The 15,373-nt window shown below is 69.7% G+C and carries 14 protein-coding genes and 1 riboswitch; of the genes, 10 read left to right on the plus strand and 4 right to left on the minus strand.

Going from position 1 to position 15,373, the window contains the following annotated elements; translation table 11 throughout:
• Positions 1-6: 6 nt before the first annotated feature.
• Positions 7-1,416 carry a cysteine desulfurase/sulfurtransferase TusA family protein gene (locus tag C6376_RS18305; protein WP_107444399.1) on the minus strand — a complete coding sequence of 470 codons (1,410 nt, stop codon included), beginning with the start codon at positions 1,414-1,416 and terminating at the stop codon, positions 7-9.
• Between the two features lie 335 nt (positions 1,417-1,751).
• On the opposite strand from C6376_RS18305, the gene coxB reads away from it, so the two are divergent.
• The 4 genes from coxB (at position 1,752) to C6376_RS18325 (ending at position 6,221) form a co-directional block, all read left to right on the plus strand.
• The gene (gene coxB / locus C6376_RS18310) at positions 1,752-2,711 is read left to right on the plus strand and encodes a cytochrome c oxidase subunit II (RefSeq protein ID WP_107444400.1); all 960 of its coding nucleotides are present in this window, start codon (positions 1,752-1,754) and stop codon (positions 2,709-2,711) included.
• A complete protein-coding gene (ctaD, locus tag C6376_RS18315) occupies positions 2,708-4,444 on the plus strand; it encodes a cytochrome c oxidase subunit I (protein WP_107444401.1) in 1,737 nt (578 codons plus the stop codon). Before coxB ends, ctaD begins: the two co-directional genes overlap by 4 nt.
• Entirely contained in the window at positions 4,441-4,839 is a 399-nt protein-coding gene (locus tag C6376_RS18320; RefSeq protein ID WP_107444402.1) for a cytochrome c oxidase subunit 4, read from the plus strand. The genes ctaD and C6376_RS18320 overlap by 4 nt, the downstream gene beginning before the upstream one ends.
• 131 nt (positions 4,840-4,970) lie before the next feature.
• Positions 4,971-6,221: an Ig-like domain-containing protein gene (locus C6376_RS18325; RefSeq protein ID WP_107444403.1), complete on the plus strand. Its 1,251-nt coding sequence runs from the start codon at positions 4,971-4,973 to the stop codon at positions 6,219-6,221.
• Between the two features lie 51 nt (positions 6,222-6,272).
• Here C6376_RS18325 and C6376_RS18330 read toward each other — a convergent pair whose 3' ends face one another.
• Entirely contained in the window at positions 6,273-6,677 is a 405-nt protein-coding gene (locus C6376_RS18330; protein WP_107444404.1) for a response regulator, read from the minus strand.
• Between the two features lie 178 nt (positions 6,678-6,855).
• Between C6376_RS18330 and C6376_RS18335 the strand changes: the two genes are divergently transcribed.
• The 6 genes from C6376_RS18335 to C6376_RS18360 all read left to right on the plus strand — a co-directional run bounded on the left by C6376_RS18335 (position 6,856) and on the right by C6376_RS18360 (position 13,998).
• Entirely contained in the window at positions 6,856-7,476 is a 621-nt protein-coding gene (locus tag C6376_RS18335; RefSeq protein WP_057579930.1) for a heme-copper oxidase subunit III, read from the plus strand.
• A gap of 62 nt (positions 7,477-7,538) precedes the next feature.
• Positions 7,539-8,351 (plus strand): c-type cytochrome, encoded by an 813-nt coding sequence (locus C6376_RS18340; RefSeq protein ID WP_107444405.1) that lies wholly within the window; start codon positions 7,539-7,541, stop codon positions 8,349-8,351.
• The gene (locus C6376_RS18345; RefSeq protein ID WP_107444406.1) at positions 8,348-9,406 is read left to right on the plus strand and encodes a ubiquinol-cytochrome c reductase iron-sulfur subunit; all 1,059 of its coding nucleotides are present in this window, start codon (positions 8,348-8,350) and stop codon (positions 9,404-9,406) included. The genes C6376_RS18340 and C6376_RS18345 overlap by 4 nt, the downstream gene beginning before the upstream one ends.
• On the plus strand, positions 9,403-11,049 hold the full coding sequence (locus C6376_RS18350) for a cytochrome bc complex cytochrome b subunit (protein WP_107444407.1): 1,647 nt from the start codon (positions 9,403-9,405) through the stop codon (positions 11,047-11,049). Before C6376_RS18345 ends, C6376_RS18350 begins: the two co-directional genes overlap by 4 nt.
• A gap of 147 nt (positions 11,050-11,196) precedes the next feature.
• Entirely contained in the window at positions 11,197-12,261 is a 1,065-nt protein-coding gene (gene trpD, locus C6376_RS18355; protein WP_057579943.1) for an anthranilate phosphoribosyltransferase, read from the plus strand.
• A gap of 75 nt (positions 12,262-12,336) precedes the next feature.
• Positions 12,337-12,453, plus strand: a riboswitch (SAM riboswitch).
• Positions 12,454-12,633: 180 nt separating this feature from the next.
• On the plus strand, positions 12,634-13,998 hold the full coding sequence (locus tag C6376_RS18360; protein WP_107444408.1) for an aminotransferase class V-fold PLP-dependent enzyme: 1,365 nt from the start codon (positions 12,634-12,636) through the stop codon (positions 13,996-13,998).
• Positions 13,999-14,223: 225 nt separating this feature from the next.
• On the opposite strand, the gene C6376_RS18365 is transcribed toward C6376_RS18360, so the two are convergent.
• Both C6376_RS18365 and C6376_RS18370 read right to left on the minus strand, forming a co-directional pair.
• Positions 14,224-14,505, minus strand: a complete 282-nt coding sequence (locus C6376_RS18365) for an Lrp/AsnC family transcriptional regulator (RefSeq protein ID WP_057579946.1) — start codon at positions 14,503-14,505, stop codon at positions 14,224-14,226.
• Positions 14,502-15,293 carry a rhomboid family intramembrane serine protease gene (locus C6376_RS18370; RefSeq protein ID WP_107444409.1) on the minus strand — a complete coding sequence of 264 codons (792 nt, stop codon included), beginning with the start codon at positions 15,291-15,293 and terminating at the stop codon, positions 14,502-14,504. The genes C6376_RS18365 and C6376_RS18370 overlap by 4 nt, the downstream gene beginning before the upstream one ends.
• Between the last annotated feature and the right edge of the window lie 80 nt (positions 15,294-15,373).

Consider the following 15,373-nt stretch of genomic DNA (forward strand, 5'->3'; position numbering starts at 1 on the left):
CCCGACTCAGGACAGCCGGCGGACCACGTAGGCGGAGCCTCGGTCCGCCGGCTCCTCACCGGCGTACTCCTGCCCCCGCATCTCGCACCACGCGGGGATGTCGAGCCGGGCCGCCTCGTCGTCGGACAGCACCCGCACCGTGCCGCCCACCGGCACTTCCCCGATGACCTTCGCCAGCTCGATGACCGGGATCGGACACCGCCTGCCCAGCGCGTCCACCACGAGCGCGTCCGCCGCCGGCGTGTCCCCGGCGGGCGCGGCCTCCCGCGGATCCGCCGGCCCGGGCAGCGGCGCGCCGAGCCTCTCCCGCACCGCCGCCACGGCCCCCGGCAGCACGTCGAGGAACCGCTCCACGTCGTCCGGGGCCGTTCCCGCCGGCAACGAGACCCGCACATTCCCCTCACTCAGCACCCCCATCGCCCGCAGCACATGGCTGGGCGTCAGCGTGCTGCTGGTGCAGGACGACCCGGACGAGACCGAGAAGCCCTCCCGGTCCAGCTCGTGCAGCAGCGCCTCCCCGTCCACGTACAGACAGGAGAAGGTGACGATCCCGGGCAGCCGCCGCTGCGCGTCCCCGACGACCTCCACCTCGGGGACGACGGCCGGCACCCGCGCGCGGATCCGCGCCGTCAGCTCCCGCAGCCGGTCCGCCTCGGCCGCCGCCTGAGCCCGGACCGCCCGCAGCGAGGCCGCCGCGGCCACGATCGCCGGAAGGTTCTCGAACCCGGCCGCCCGCCCCGACTCCCGCTCGTCCAGGGGCCCTTGCGGCGCGAACCGGACGCCCTTGCGCACGGTGAGCAGCCCGACGCCCGAGGGACCGCCCCATTTGTGTGCGCTCGCCGCCAGCAGCGACCAGGGGCCCTCCACGGCCGACCACCCCAGCGACTGGGCGGCGTCCACCAGCAACGGCACCCCCGCCTCCCGGCACAGCTCGGCCACCGCCGCCACCGGCTGCTCGGTGCCCACCTCGTGGTTGGCCGACTGCAGACAGGCCAGCGCGGTGTCGGAGCGCAGGGCGTCGGCGTACGACTCGACGGCGACGGCACCGGTCCGCGTCACCGGAGTCCGGGTCACCGTCCCGCCCTCCGCCTCGAACGCCTCGGCCGAATGGAGTACCGAGGAGTGTTCGACGGCTGACACGATCAGGTGACGTCCGACCCGCCGACGACCCGTCAGCGCGCCCGCGATCCCGGAGTGCACGGCGCGTGTCCCGGAGGACGTGAACACCAGCTCGTCCGGCCGGCAGCCGACGGCCTCGGCCGCCGCCTCCCGCGCCGCGTCCAGCAGCATCCGGGCCCGCCGGCCCTCCCGGTACAGCCGGGCGGGATCCGCCCACCCTTCGTCGAGCGAGGCCGACAGGGCCTGACGGGCGACGGGATGAAGCGGGACGGCGGAAGCAGCGTCGAAGTAGGCCACGCCTCAACGGTAAAGCGCCGGTGAGGCCGGCATACCGGGGGGAGCGGGACTGTTGCGGTCCGCGGTTCCGCCGCGGGCGCGACGGGGTCACAGCCGGGTCGCGGCCGCCGTACAAGCCGCATTGACGAGCTATTGGGCGCTATCAGGCGCTCCTCCCACCCCTTCGGGGTGACCGGCGGCGCGTATGCCACCCTCCCCGCGACCCCCCGGAGGGCGTCGGCTAGGGTTTGGTCCGCATAAACATCCAAACCCCTGCCCGACGCAGGGCGGCGACCGACCAGCGAGAAGGCAGGCCGCAGCCAACCGCGCGGGCGAGACTCTCGGGAAGGCGCTACGTGAGTCCCAACGGCTCCGACCGCTCGCCGCGGCGCCCGATGCGGCGGAAGCTGCTGCAGGCAATGACCGCGGGCCTGGTCCTGGCGACCGCCACCGGTTGCACATACAAGGACTTCCCCCGCCTTGGTATGCCCACCCCGGTCACAGAAGAGGCTCCGCGGATCCTCTCCCTGTGGCAGGGCTCCTGGGCTGCCGCGCTGGCCACCGGCGTGCTGGTGTGGGGCCTGATCCTGTGGAGTGCTTTCTTCCACCGGCGCAGCCGCACAAAGGTCGAAGTTCCTCCGCAGACCAGGTACAACATGCCCATCGAGGCGCTGTACACGGTCGTCCCCATCATCATCGTCTCGGTGCTGTTCTACTTCACCGCCCGTGACGAGTCGAAGCTGCTGAGCCTCGAGAAGAAGCCCGATGTCACGGTCAACGTGGTGGGCTTCCAGTGGAGCTGGTGCTTCAACTACATCGAGAACGTCGACGGTTCCAACGGGGACGCGAAGACCGACAAGAACCTGGCCGCGATCCCGGACCGGTTCAAGAAGGACTTCCCGTCCGACGCGGGCGGTGTCTACACCTGCGGCACCCCCGGTACCGAGAACCCGCAGACCCACAACCCGGGCCCGACCCTCTGGCTCCCCAAGGGCAAGACGGTCCGCTTCGTCCTCACCTCCCGGGACGTCATCCACTCCTTCTGGGTGGTGCCGTTCCTCATGAAGCAGGACGTCATCCCGGGTCACACCAACTCCTTCCAGGTGACCCCCAACCGCGAGGGCACCTTCCTGGGCAAGTGCGCCGAGCTGTGCGGCGTCGACCACTCCCGGATGCTCTTCAACGTGAAGGTCGTCTCCCCGGAGCGCTACGAGCAGCACCTGAAGGACATCGCGAAGAACGGGCAGACCGGTTACGTTCCGGCCGGCATCGAGCAAACGAGCCCCGAGAAGAACCGGGAGTCGAACGTCCTGTGAGCATCCTCAACGAACCCCAGGGTGCCTCCGCAGCTGAGGACTCGTACGAGAACGAGCTGCCGGTAAGGCGCAGGCAGCCCGGCAACGTCGTGGTGAAGTGGCTGACGACCACCGACCACAAGACCATCGGTACGCTGTACCTGGTCACGTCGTTCGCGTTCTTCTGCATCGGTGGCGTCATGGCGCTCCTCATGCGCGCCGAACTCGCCCGGCCGGGCCTGCAGATCATGTCGAACGAGCAGTTCAACCAGGCGTTCACGATGCACGGCACGATCATGCTGCTGATGTTCGCGACGCCGCTGTTCGCCGGCTTCACGAACTGGATCATGCCGCTGCAGATCGGCGCGCCCGACGTGGCGTTCCCGCGGCTGAACATGTTCGCCTACTGGCTCTACCTGTTCGGCTCGACCATCGCCGTGGGCGGCTTCCTCACCCCGCAGGGTGCCGCCGACTTCGGCTGGTTCGCCTACTCCCCGCTGTCGGACGCGGTCCGCTCACCGGGCATCGGCGCCGACCTGTGGATCATGGGTCTGGCCTTCTCCGGCTTCGGCACCATCCTCGGCGCGGTCAACTTCATCACCACGATCATCTGCATGCGCGCACCCGGCATGACGATGTTCCGCATGCCGATCTTCACCTGGAACGTGCTGCTGACCGCGGTCCTGGTCCTGCTGGCCTTCCCCGTCCTCGCCGCCGCGCTGTTCGCGCTGGAGGCGGATCGGAAATTCGGGGCACATGTCTTCGACGCGGCCAACGGCGGCGCGTTGCTGTGGCAGCACCTCTTCTGGTTCTTCGGCCATCCAGAGGTGTACATCATCGCCCTGCCGTTCTTCGGCATCATCTCCGAGGTCATCCCGGTCTTCTCCCGTAAGCCGATGTTCGGCTACATGGGCCTGATCGCCGCGACGATCTCGATCGCCGGCCTCTCGGTGACGGTGTGGGCGCACCACATGTACGTCACCGGCGGTGTGCTGCTTCCGTTCTTCTCCTTCATGACGTTCCTCATCGCCGTCCCGACCGGCGTGAAGTTCTTCAACTGGATCGGAACGATGTGGAAGGGCTCGCTGTCCTTCGAGACGCCGATGCTGTGGGCGACGGGCTTCCTCATCACCTTCACCTTCGGTGGTCTGACCGGTGTCATCCTGGCCTCGCCGCCGATGGACTTCCACGTCTCCGACTCGTACTTCGTGGTGGCGCACTTCCACTACGTCGTCTTCGGCACGGTCGTCTTCGCGATGTTCTCCGGCTTCCACTTCTGGTGGCCGAAGATGACGGGCAAGATGCTCGACGAGCGGCTCGGCAAGATCACGTTCTGGACGCTGTTCATCGGCTTCCACGGCACCTTCCTGGTCCAGCACTGGCTGGGCGCCGAGGGCATGCCGCGTCGTTACGCGGACTACCTCGCGGCCGACGGGTTCACCGCCCTGAACACGATCTCGACGATCAGCTCGTTCGTCCTCGGCCTGTCCGTGCTGCCGTTCCTCTACAACGTGTGGAAGACCGCCAAGTACGGCAAGCCGGTCGGCGTCGACGACCCGTGGGGCTACGGCCGCTCCCTGGAGTGGGCCACCTCCTGCCCGCCGCCCCGCCACAACTTCCTCACCCTGCCGCGGATCCGCAGCGAATCCCCGGCGTTCGACCTGCACCACCCGGAGATCGCCGCGCTCGAGCAGCTGGAGCACAGCGGCCACGGCGCCAGCGCCATCGCGGGAAGCAAGGAGGCCGGCAAGTGAAGATCCAGGGCAAGATGTTCGTCTGGCTGAGCGTCTTCCTGCTCGCCATGGCGATCGTCTACGGCGTGTGGTCGAAGGAGCCGGCCGGCACCACGGCACTCTTCCTGTCCTTCTGCCTGGCCATCATGGTCGGCTTCTACCTGGGCTTCACCGCCCGGCGGGTCGACGCGGGCGCGCAGGACAACAAGGAGGCGGACGTCGCGGACGACGCCGGCGAGCTGGGCTTCTTCAGCCCGCACAGCTGGCAGCCGCTGTCGCTCGCCATCGGCGGCGCCCTGGCCTTCCTCGGTGTCGCGGTCGGCTGGTGGCTGCTCTACTTCTCCGTCCCGATGATCATGATCGGTCTCTGGGGCTGGGTCTTCGAGTACTACCGCGGTGAGAACCGCACCCAGTAACACGCGCTGAACGCGGCGAGAGCCCGGACACTCCGTCAGGAGGGTCCGGGCTCACGCTTTTGCCGTAACGGGCGTGCTCCGTCCGTGTCACTCAGCGCGCCGCCGCCGCGGCGGCTCCCTAGCGTGAAGGCATGAGCCACCAACCCCGCCCCCGCACCGTCGTCGGCTGCACCCTGCTGGTGATCGCCCTGGGCGCGGTCGCAAGCGCCTGCGGCTCCGACGGCAATCCGCTCTCCGCGCGCCCCTACGACGCGACGGACCAGATCTCCTTCAACGCCCCCGACGGCGACGGCAAGAAGGCCGACCCGGACAAGCCCCTCGAGGTGACCGCCGACGGCGACCGCATCACGGACGTCACCGCCGTGGACTCCACGGGCCGCTATGTCGCGGGCCGGCTCTCCGCCGACGGCGACCGCTGGCGCAGCACCGCACCCCTGGCCGCCGGCGCCCACTACACGGTCCGGGTGAGCACCGAGGACGACGACGGGGCGCCGGGCCGCCGGGTCCTGTCCTTCGACACCGGCAGGCCCACCGTCAAGAAGCGCCTGGGGGTGGAGTTCGGCCCCCAGGCGGGCGAGTACGGCGTCGGCCAGCCCGTCGTCGCCAAACTCGACCAGCCGGTCAAGGACCCCGCCCAGCGGGCCGTCGTCGAACGGGGGCTGAAGGTCGACTCCACGCCCTTCGCGCAGGGCGGCTGGCACTGGGTGGACGACAAGGAGCTCCACTACCGCCCCAAGGAGTACTGGCCCGCCCACGCCACCGTCCGCGCCCACAGCAACCTGGACGGCATCAAGATCGGCGACCGGCTGTGGGGCGGCCCCGTGAAGGAACTCAGACTCACCACCGGCGACCGGGTCATCGCCGTGACGGACGCGGCGACGCACTCCATGACGGTCTCCAGGAACAACCAGGAGATCAAGCGGATCCCCGTCACCACCGGCAAGCCCGGCTTCGACACCCGCAACGGCGTCAAGGTCGTCCTGGCCAAGGAGTACTACGTACGTATGCGCGGGACCACCGTCGGCATCGCCGAGGGCTCCGCGGACTCCTACGACCTGCCCGTCTACTACGCCACCCGGGTCACCTGGAGCGGCGAGTACGTCCACGCCGCACCCTGGTCCGTGGGCTCCCAGGGCTACGCCAACGTCAGCCACGGCTGCACCGGCATGAGCACGGCCAACGCCGAGTGGTTCTTCGACAACATCCGCCAGGGCGACGTCGTCCAGGTCGTCAACAGCAACGGCGACACCATGGAGACGTTCGGCAACGGCTTCGGCGACTGGAACCTGGACTGGGCCAGGTGGACCAAGGGCAGCGCACTGACGGGCGCCAAGCAGAAGACGCAGGCGGAGACCGCACGACTGAGTCCGGCGGCGGTGTGACCCGGCCGGGGCGCGGGGCCGACGACGGACCGCGCCCCCGCCCCCGAGTCGCTACGCGCTCTGCTGAAGCCCCTTCGTCCGCAGCAGGGCCGCCAGCGACCCCGCGAACTCCACGGGCTCCACAGGCAGCGTCACAGCCGCGTCCGCCCGGCTCCAGGTCGCGAGCCACGCGTCCTGGGGCCGCCCGATGAGCAGCAGCACCGGCGGACACCGGAAGATCTCGTCCTTGAGCTGGCGGCACAGCCCCATGCCGCCCATGGGGGCGCTCTCCCCGTCGAGGACGACGACGTCGATGCCGCCCCTCTCGAGCTCCCGCAGCACCGCAGGCGCCGTCGCGCACTCCACGAACTCCACCACAGGGGCGTCCGGCGCGGGCCTGCGCCCGGTCGCGAGCCGCACCTGCTCCCGCGTGTTGGCGTCGTCGCTGTAGACCAGCACCGTGGCGGTCGCCTGCATGCTTCCTCCGTGACATCAGCGTCGTACGGACAGAACCGATGCCGCGGATGCTACTCCCTCACCCACCTCGTCCACACCGCCTGGAACACCACTTCGATGGGCCATCCGGGCAGTACACACGGGGCGATCACGCCGAACGGCACCCCCCGGAGTGAGGGCGGGATAAGGGACCGACATAATGTCGGTCGTGGCGACAGCAACGACAGTAGAAACCGGGCACGCGCACCCGTCGGTCAATCGGCCGAACCTCACCAGCGTCGGAACCATCATCTGGCTGAGCTCCGAGCTGATGTTCTTCGCGGCCCTCTTCGCGATGTACTTCACCCTGCGATCGGTGACGGGTCCCGATCACTGGAAGGAGATGGCCGAGGCCCTGAACCTCCCGTTCTCGGCCACCAACACCACGATCCTGGTGCTCTCCTCGCTCACCTGCCAGCTCGGCGTCTTCGCCGCCGAGCGCGGTGACGTGAAGAAGCTCAGAATGTGGTTCATCGTCACCTTCATCATGGGTGCGATCTTCATCGGCGGTCAGATCTACGAGTACACGGAGCTGGTGAAGAAGGACGGGCTCTCGCTCTCCTCCGACCCGTACGGCTCGGTGTTCTACCTGACCACCGGCTTCCACGGCATGCACGTGACGGGCGGCCTCATCGCCTTCCTGTTCGTCCTCGGGCGCACCTACGCGGCCAAGAGGTTCACCCACGAGCAGGCGACCGCGGCCATCGTCGTGTCCTACTACTGGCACTTCGTCGATGTCGTCTGGATCGGCCTCTTCGCCACGATCTACCTGATCAAGTAGCCGGGCCCGCTCCCGCACCTCCACAAGCATCGACGCAGAAGATCCTGACACCGGGGTAATCCGTGAAAAAGCTCTCCGCACGACGACGCCATCCGCTGGCGGCGCTCGTCGTCCTAGTCCTATCGCTGGCGTGCACAGGGTGGCTGTTCTCCGCGCTCGCGCCCGCGAGCAAGGCGCAGGCAGACGACACCGCCCAGTCCCTCGCCATCGACGAGGGCAAGAAGCTCTATGCCGTCGGCTGCGCCAGCTGCCACGGCACCGGCGGTCAGGGCAGCTCCGACGGTCCGAGCCTGGTCGGCGTGGGCGCCGCGGCCGTCGACTTCCAGGTCGGCACCGGCCGCATGCCGGCGGCGACCTCCCAGGGCCCGCAGGTGGTGAAGAAGAAGAACATCTACTCGCAGGCGGAGATCGACCAGCTCGCCGCGTTCATCGCCTCGCTGGGCTCCGGCCCGACCGTCCCGACCGAGGCCGAGTACGGCCCGGAGGGCGCGGACATCGCCAAGGGCGGCGACCTGTTCCGCACCAACTGCGCGCAGTGCCACAACTTCACCGGAAAGGGCGGCGCCCTGACGAAGGGCAAGTTCGCTCCGACCCTCGAGGACGTGGACCCGAAGCACGTCTACGAGGCCATGCAGACCGGCCCGCAGAACATGCCCTCCTTCCCCGACACCACCCTGTCGGAGCAGAACAAGAAGGACATCATCGCGTACCTGCACGCGGTCAACAGCAGCGACACCGACAACCCCGGTGGTCTGGAGCTGGGCGGCCTCGGGCCGGTCAGCGAGGGTCTGTTCGCCTGGATCTTCGGACTCGGCGCCCTGATCGCGGTCGCCGTCTGGGTCGCCGCTCGGACCGCAAAGGCCAAGAAGTCATGAGTAGCCAAGACATTCCAGAAGAGAACCTGCCCGTAGAGCAGGGCCACGCGCACGGCGCGGTGGACGTCGCGGACGAGCAGAACCCGTTCGCCGACCCCGGTCTGCCGCCCCACGAGCACCGCGTCCAGGACATCGACGAGCGGGCCGCCAAGCGGTCCGAGCGTGCGGTCGCCTTCCTGTTCACGCTGTCGATGCTCGCCACGGTCGGCTTCATCGCCGCGTACGTGGCGATCCCGGCCGACAAGTCGATCTTCGTGTTCCCGATCGGCCACCTCAGCGCGCTGAACTTCGCGCTGGGTCTGACGCTGGGCACGGCGCTGTTCACCATCGGCGCCGGCGCGGTCCACTGGGCCCGCACCCTGATGTCGGACGTCGAGGTCGCCGACGAGCGTCACCCGATCGCCGCGAGCCCCGAGGTCCGCGCCAAGGTCCACGCGGACTTCCGGCAGGGCGCCAAGGAGTCCGCGTTCGGCCGCCGCAAGCTGATCCGCAACACGCTGTTCGGCGCGGTCGCCCTGGTGCCGCTCTCCGGCGTCGTGCTGCTGCGCGACCTCGGCCCGCTGCCCGAGGACAAGCTGCGGCACACGCTGTGGGCCAAGGGCAAGCTGCTCGTCAACATGAACACGAACGAGCCGCTGCGTCCCTCGGACGTGGCCGTCGGTTCTCTCACCTTCGCCAAGCCCGAGGGCCTGGAGGAGCACGACGAGGACTTCCAGAACGAGATCGCCAAGGCGGCCCTGATGATCGTCCGGCTCCAGCCGGAGAACATCAAGGACAAGCGCGAGCTCGAGTGGTCGCACGACGGCATCGTGGCGTACTCGAAGATCTGCACCCACGTCGGTTGCCCGATCTCCCTGTACGAGCAGCAGACGCACCACGTGCTGTGCCCCTGCCACCAGTCCACCTTCGACCTCTCCGACGGCGCCCGAGTGATCTTCGGTCCCGCCGGTCACGCCCTGCCGCAGCTGCGCATCGGCGTGAACGACGAGGGCTACCTCGAGGCGCGCGGCGACTTCGAGGAGCCCGTCGGTCCTGCTTTCTGGGAGCGCGGATGAGCACCACAGAGAACCACGAGAGCAACGAGTCCCGCGCACGCGGGAAGGCTCCGGCCGGCGAGCGGATCGCCGACTGGGCCGACGGCCGGCTGGGGATCTACTCCCTCGCCAAGGCCAACATGCGCAAGATCTTCCCCGACCACTGGTCGTTCATGCTGGGCGAAGTGTGCATGTACAGCTTCATCATCATCATCCTGACGGGTGTGTACCTGACGCTGTTCTTCCACCCGTCGATGAACGAGGTGGAGTACCACGGCAGCTACGTCCCGCTCCAGGGACAGCTGATGTCCGAGGCGTTCAGCTCGACCCTGCACATCTCCTTCGACGTGCGCGGCGGTCTGCTCATCCGGCAGATCCACCACTGGGCGGCGCTGATCTTCCTCGCCGGCATGTTCGTGCACATGATGCGCGTGTTCTTCACGGGTGCGTTCCGCAAGCCGCGTGAGGTCAACTGGCTGTTCGGCTTCCTGCTGTTCGTCCTCGGCATGTTCACCGGTTTCACCGGTTACTCGCTCCCGGACGACCTGCTCTCCGGCACCGGTGTGCGCTTCACCCAGGGCGCCATCCTGTCGATGCCGGTCGTCGGCACGTACATCTCGTTCTTCCTCTTCGGCGGCGAGTTCCCCGGCCACGACTTCGTGGCGCGGTTCTACTCCATCCACATCCTGCTGCTGCCCGGCATCATGCTGGGCCTCATGGTGGGCCACCTGATCCTGGTCTTCTACCACAAGCACACGCAGTTCGCGGGCCCCGGGAAGAGCAACAAGAACGTCGTCGGCATGCCGCTGCTGCCCGTGTACATGGCCAAGGCCGGAGGCTTCTTCTTCCTGGTCTTCGGCGTCATCGCGGTCATCGCGGCCATCGCGCAGATCAACCCGATCTGGGCGATGGGCCCCTACCGTCCGGACCAGGTGTCGACCGGCGCCCAGCCCGACTGGTACATGGGCTTCGCCGAGGGTCTGATCCGCTTCATGCCGGGCTGGGAGATCAACCTCTGGGGTCACACGCTCGTCCTGGGCGTGTTCATCCCGCTGGTCCTGTTCGGCGTCGTCCTCGCGGCGCTGGCGCTCTACCCGTTCATCGAGTCCTGGATCACCGGCGACAAGCGCGAGCACCACATCCTGGACCGCCCGCGCAACGCGCCGACCCGTACGGCACTCGGCGTCGCCTGGGTCACGATGTACATGATCACGCTGGTCGGCGGTGGCAACGACCTGTGGGCCACCCACTTCCACCTGTCGATCAACGCGATCACCTGGTTCGTCCGGATCTTCTTCTTCGTCGGACCGGTCATCGCGTACATCCTCACCAAGCGGATCTGCCTCGGTCTGCAGCGCCGCGACAAGGACAAGGTGCTGCACGGCCGGGAGACCGGCACCATCAAGCGCCTCCCGCACGGTGAGTTCATCGAGATCCACGAGCCGCTCAGCCAGGATCAGCTGCACACGCTCACGGCGCACGAGCAGTACGAGCCGGCCGCGATCGGCGCCACGGTCGACGACAACGGCGTCGAGCGCAAGGTGACGGGCAAGGAGAAGCTCCGCGCCAAGATCAGCGGAGCGTACTTCGGCGAGGACCAGCAGATCCCGAAGCCCACCGTCGAGGAGTACAAGGAGATCACGAGCGGCCACGGCCACCACTGATCGCTGAGGCGTCGCCACGCCGCGGTGAAAGGGCCCCGTCCGGTTGTCGGACGGGGCCCTTTGCCGTGCCCGTCGGCTGGATAGGGTGGGCACACACGTCTTCCACGGCAACCCACGGAAGATCCGTACGACACCCAGGAGCGGCTGATGAGCGCTGTGACCCCCGCTGGAGGCGACACCGCGGCGGGCCGTTCCTGGCCCGAGGTGCTGAACGGTCTGCTGTACGGCCGCGACCAGGGCGCGGACGCCACGTTCTGGGCGCTGGACCGGATCATGCGCGGCGAGGCGACCGACGCGCAGATCGCCGGGTTCGTGGTGGCGCTGCGGGCCAAGGGCGAGACCGTCGAGGAGATCAACGGCCTGGTCCGGGCGATGTACGAGCACGCCAACCTGATCGAGGTGCCGGGACCGACCGTCGACATCGTCGGCACGGGCGGCGACGGCGCGAAGACGGTCAACATCTCCACGATGTCGGCGATCGTCGTGGCCGGCGCGGGCGCCACGGTCGTCAAGCACGGCAACCGGGCCGCGTCCTCCGCGTCCGGTGCCTCGGACGTCCTGGAGAAGCTCGGCGTCAACCTGGAGCTGACCCCGCGCCGGGTGGCCGAGGTCGCGCAGGAGGCCGGGATCACCTTCTGCTTCGCGATCAAGTTCCATCCGGCGCTGCGTCATGTCGGCGCCGCGCGCGGCCAGTTGGGCATCCGCACGGTGTTCAACATCCTCGGCCCGCTGACCAACCCCGCCAAGGTGCGGGCGCAGGCCGTCGGCGTCGCCGATCCGCTCATGGCACCGGTCGTCGCGGGCGTCTTCGCCGAACGCGGCAACTCCTCCCTGGTCTTCCGGGGCGACGACGGCCTCGACGAGCTGACCACGACGGCCACCTCCCGGGTCTGGGTGGTGCGCGACGGCAAGGTCACCGAGGAGACCTTCGACCCGCGCGACGTCGGCCTCGACCTGGTCCCGGTGGAGGCCCTGCGCGGCGGGGACCCCTCGTACAACGCGGAGGTCGCCCGCCGTCTGCTGGAGGGCGAGCGCGGCCCGGTGCGCGACGCCGTGGTGCTGAACTCGGCGGCGGCGCTCGTGGCGCTCGAGCCGGGCGGCGGGACGCTGGCCGAGGAGATCCGGGCCGGCATGGCACGGGCGGCGGAGTCGCTCGACTCCGGGGCGGCCAAGCGGGCCCTGGAGCGCTGGGTGGCCGCCAGCAACGCCTGACGTCCGTGAGACGCGGTCCCGCCATCCGGACACGGGTTGCGGGACCGTGATCGGCTCGCGTAGGTTCCTGTATCAGGTCATGAGTGACAGTCATGAGGCCCCGGCCGACTGTCCGGCAACCCTCCGTCCGTGGCGGGGTGCCCCGGGTGAAGACCAGGCTGTGGGCAACGAGGTCCACGGCAAGCGCGGATCCCTCGCACTCTTTCGAGTGAGAACGCCAGGGGTCCTGGGTCGTTCGAGGGAGTCTCCTGTGAGCAAGCGAATGCGCTAGGGCGTCGAGCCCCGCCTCCGCACACCCTTTCCCACCCTTCCCCGTGCTCGAGCCGCGCCGCTCGCACGGCGGTTCCCCCTTTCCTCTCACGGGAGTTCGCCATGTCCGTCTCCACCGCTGCCGTCGCCCGCCCCGTTTGTGCCCCGCTGGACGTTCTGGGCAGGAATGTCACCGTCCCGCTCGTCACCGGCGGCGAGGTCGCCTACGCGGCCCTCGACTACGCCGCCAGCGCCCCCGCCCTCCAGCGCGTCTGGGACGACGTCGCCGCCTACGCCCCGTACTACGGCAGCGTGCACCGCGGCGCCGGCTACCTCTCCCAGCTCTCCACGGACCTCTTCGAGAACGCCCGCAGGACCGTCGCGGAGTTCCTCGGCTGCCGCCCCGACGACCAGCTGGTCTTCACCCGCTCGACGACGGACTCCCTCAACCTGCTGGCACGCGCCCTGCCCGCCGGCTGCCAGGTCTTCGTCTTCGAGACCGAGCACCACGCGTCCCTGCTGCCGTGGCAGGACGCCCGGGTCACCTGTCTCGACGCCCCGCGCACCCCGGGCCGGGCCGTGCAGACCCTGGAGCGGGCCCTCGCCGCCCGGGACCCGCACGGCCCGGCGCTGGTCTGCGTCACCGGCGCCTCGAACGTCACCGGCGAGCTGTGGCCGGTGCGCGAGCTGGCGGCGGCGGCGCACGCCCACGGCGCCCGGATCGTCCTGGACGCCGCCCAGCTGGCCCCGCACCACCCGGTGTCGGTGCAGGGCCTCGACGTCGACTGGATCGCCTTCTCCGGCCACAAGCTGTACGCCCCCTTCGGCTCCGGCGTGCTGGCCGGCCGCGCGGACTGGCTGGTCGCGGCGGACCCGTACCTCGCTGGCGGCGGCGCCAGCCGCAAGGTCGCCCGGCGCGAGGACGGGGGAGTGGACGTGGAGTGGCACGAGAACGAGGCCCGCCACGAGGCCGGCTCTCCGAACGTGATCGGCGCCTACTCCATCGCGTCCGCCTGCAAGGCCCTCACCGAGGCCGGCTTCGACGCCCTGGTCGCACGCGAGCAGCACCTGATCGCGAGGGTGCGCACCGGGCTCGCGGAGGTCCCGGAGGTCCGGATCCTGTCGCTCTTCGGCGACGACGCCCCGCGCGTCGGCGTGATCTCCTTCGTCGTCGAGGGCTGGAACAGCTCCCACTTCGCCGCGGCCCTGTCCGCCGAGTACGGCATCGGCGTCCGCGACGGCCTCTTCTGCGCCCACCCCCTGGTCCGCACCCTCCTGGGCGGCGCTCCCGAGGCGCAGGGCGAGTGCGGGGCTCCGGAGGCCGCCCCGGGTGAGAAGTCCCTCAACGCCATCCGGGTGAGCTTCGGCGCGGGCACCCCCGACGAGCACGTCGAGCGCTTCGTGACCGCGGTCCGCGAGCTGGTGACCGAGGGGGCGAAGTGGCGGTACCGCACGGAGGACGGCCGCTGCGTCCCGGCAGTGGACTGACCCCCCTGCGGACGACGGCCCCGCGCACCCGGGGCCGCCGCCACTGCCTCAGGGGCGCGGGGAACGGCGCGCCCGGCCTCACCGGAACCGCACTCGTACGGGGCTCGCGGATGCCCCGCACCCGTGCACTGGGGGAGACGGCACCTGCGCGGCCCGGGTCGGGGACGCCCTCTCGGGGGCGCGGGGAGCTGGACAGCTCCCGCCCCGCCCCACCGAGCCCGCCCCCTACGAGTCCAGGCCGATGGCGAACGCGGCCTCGAGGTCGTGCTGCGAGTAGGTGCGGAACGCGACGTGGGTGTCCGTCCCCTCGACCCCGGGGATCTTGCTGATGCTGCCCGGGATGACCTCGGCGAGGTCCTCGTGCTGCTTCACGCGGACCATCGCGATGAGGTCGTAGGTCCCCGTCACGGAGAAGACCTCGCTCACGGACTCCAGCGAGGCGATCCGCTCGGCGATCTCGGGGATCCGGTCCACGCTGGTCTTGATGAGGACGATCGCGGTGATCACGGCTGGTTCTCTCCCTCGGAGGCCGGAGCTGGGGCGGCCTTCACTCTAGCCGCCCGCCCGTCGCCCGCCGCCGCCCTTCCCGGGCGTCCGGTCGGACCCTTCCTGTTCCCGAAACGGGCCCACGCGTAGACGAGCCCGAGGCCAAAGCCCATCAGGTGCGCCAGGTAGGCCACCCCCGGGCCCTGGGACGCCTGTCCCGCCGCCGCCCACTGCAGGGCCGCCCAGAAGGGCAGCACGACCCACGCCGGGAATCGCAGCGGCAGGAAGAACAGGAAGGGAAGAAGACTGGTGACCCGCGCCCGGGGGAACAGGTACAGGAACGCGCCGAGCACCGCGGAGATCCCCCCGGAGGCGCCGACCAGGGACTGCGACGACCCGGCGTTCGCGGCGGCGTAGCCCAGCAGGGCCAGGTAGCCGCAGCCGACGGTGAAGAGTGTGAACTCGACGCGGCCCATCCGGTCCTCGGTCATCGCCCCGAAGACGTAGAGGAAGAGCATGTTGCCCAGCAGGTGCACCCAGCTGCCGTGGACGAAGAGGGCGGTCGCGGGTGTGAGGACGGCCCGGGGCGCGCCCTCGAAGAGCTCGGCGGGCACCACGCCCCAGCGCCGGAAATAGGCCCGTTGCGCGGCCAGCAGCTCGTCACCGGTCCCGTACGCCGGATCGAGGCCCGAGGCGGGGCCGATCAGGAAGATCAGGCAGCACAGGACGATCAGTCCGTAGGTCACCGGCGCCGCGGGGGCCCGGATCGCTCTGCCGGGCGTCCGGTTCCCGTTCCAGTTGCTGATCATGGGTACAGAGCATGACGTAACGGGACGCACGCACCCGGAGCGCCTCGCCGCCGGGCGGCCGCCGTGGACGGACGGGCGGC

The organism is Streptomyces sp. P3 (assembly GCF_003032475.1).
GTDB lineage: Bacteria > Actinomycetota > Actinomycetes > Streptomycetales > Streptomycetaceae > Streptomyces.

What these genes read in the sequence shown, in the direction of transcription:
- C6376_RS18325 (WP_107444403.1), top strand. Translation starts at nt 4,971, where the DNA reads ATGAGCCACCAACCCCGCCCCCGCACCGTCGTCGGCTGCACCCTGCTG.
- C6376_RS18330 (WP_107444404.1), bottom strand. Translation starts at nt 6,677, where the DNA reads ATGCAGGCGACCGCCACGGTGCTGGTCTACAGCGACGACGCCAACACG.
- C6376_RS18335 (WP_057579930.1), top strand. Translation starts at nt 6,856, where the DNA reads ATGTCGGTCGTGGCGACAGCAACGACAGTAGAAACCGGGCACGCGCAC.
- C6376_RS18345 (WP_107444406.1), top strand. Translation starts at nt 8,348, where the DNA reads ATGAGTAGCCAAGACATTCCAGAAGAGAACCTGCCCGTAGAGCAGGGC.
- C6376_RS18350 (WP_107444407.1), top strand. Translation starts at nt 9,403, where the DNA reads ATGAGCACCACAGAGAACCACGAGAGCAACGAGTCCCGCGCACGCGGG.
- trpD (WP_057579943.1), top strand. Translation starts at nt 11,197, where the DNA reads ATGAGCGCTGTGACCCCCGCTGGAGGCGACACCGCGGCGGGCCGTTCC.
- C6376_RS18360 (WP_107444408.1), top strand. Translation starts at nt 12,634, where the DNA reads ATGTCCGTCTCCACCGCTGCCGTCGCCCGCCCCGTTTGTGCCCCGCTG.
- C6376_RS18370 (WP_107444409.1), bottom strand. Translation starts at nt 15,293, where the DNA reads ATGATCAGCAACTGGAACGGGAACCGGACGCCCGGCAGAGCGATCCGG.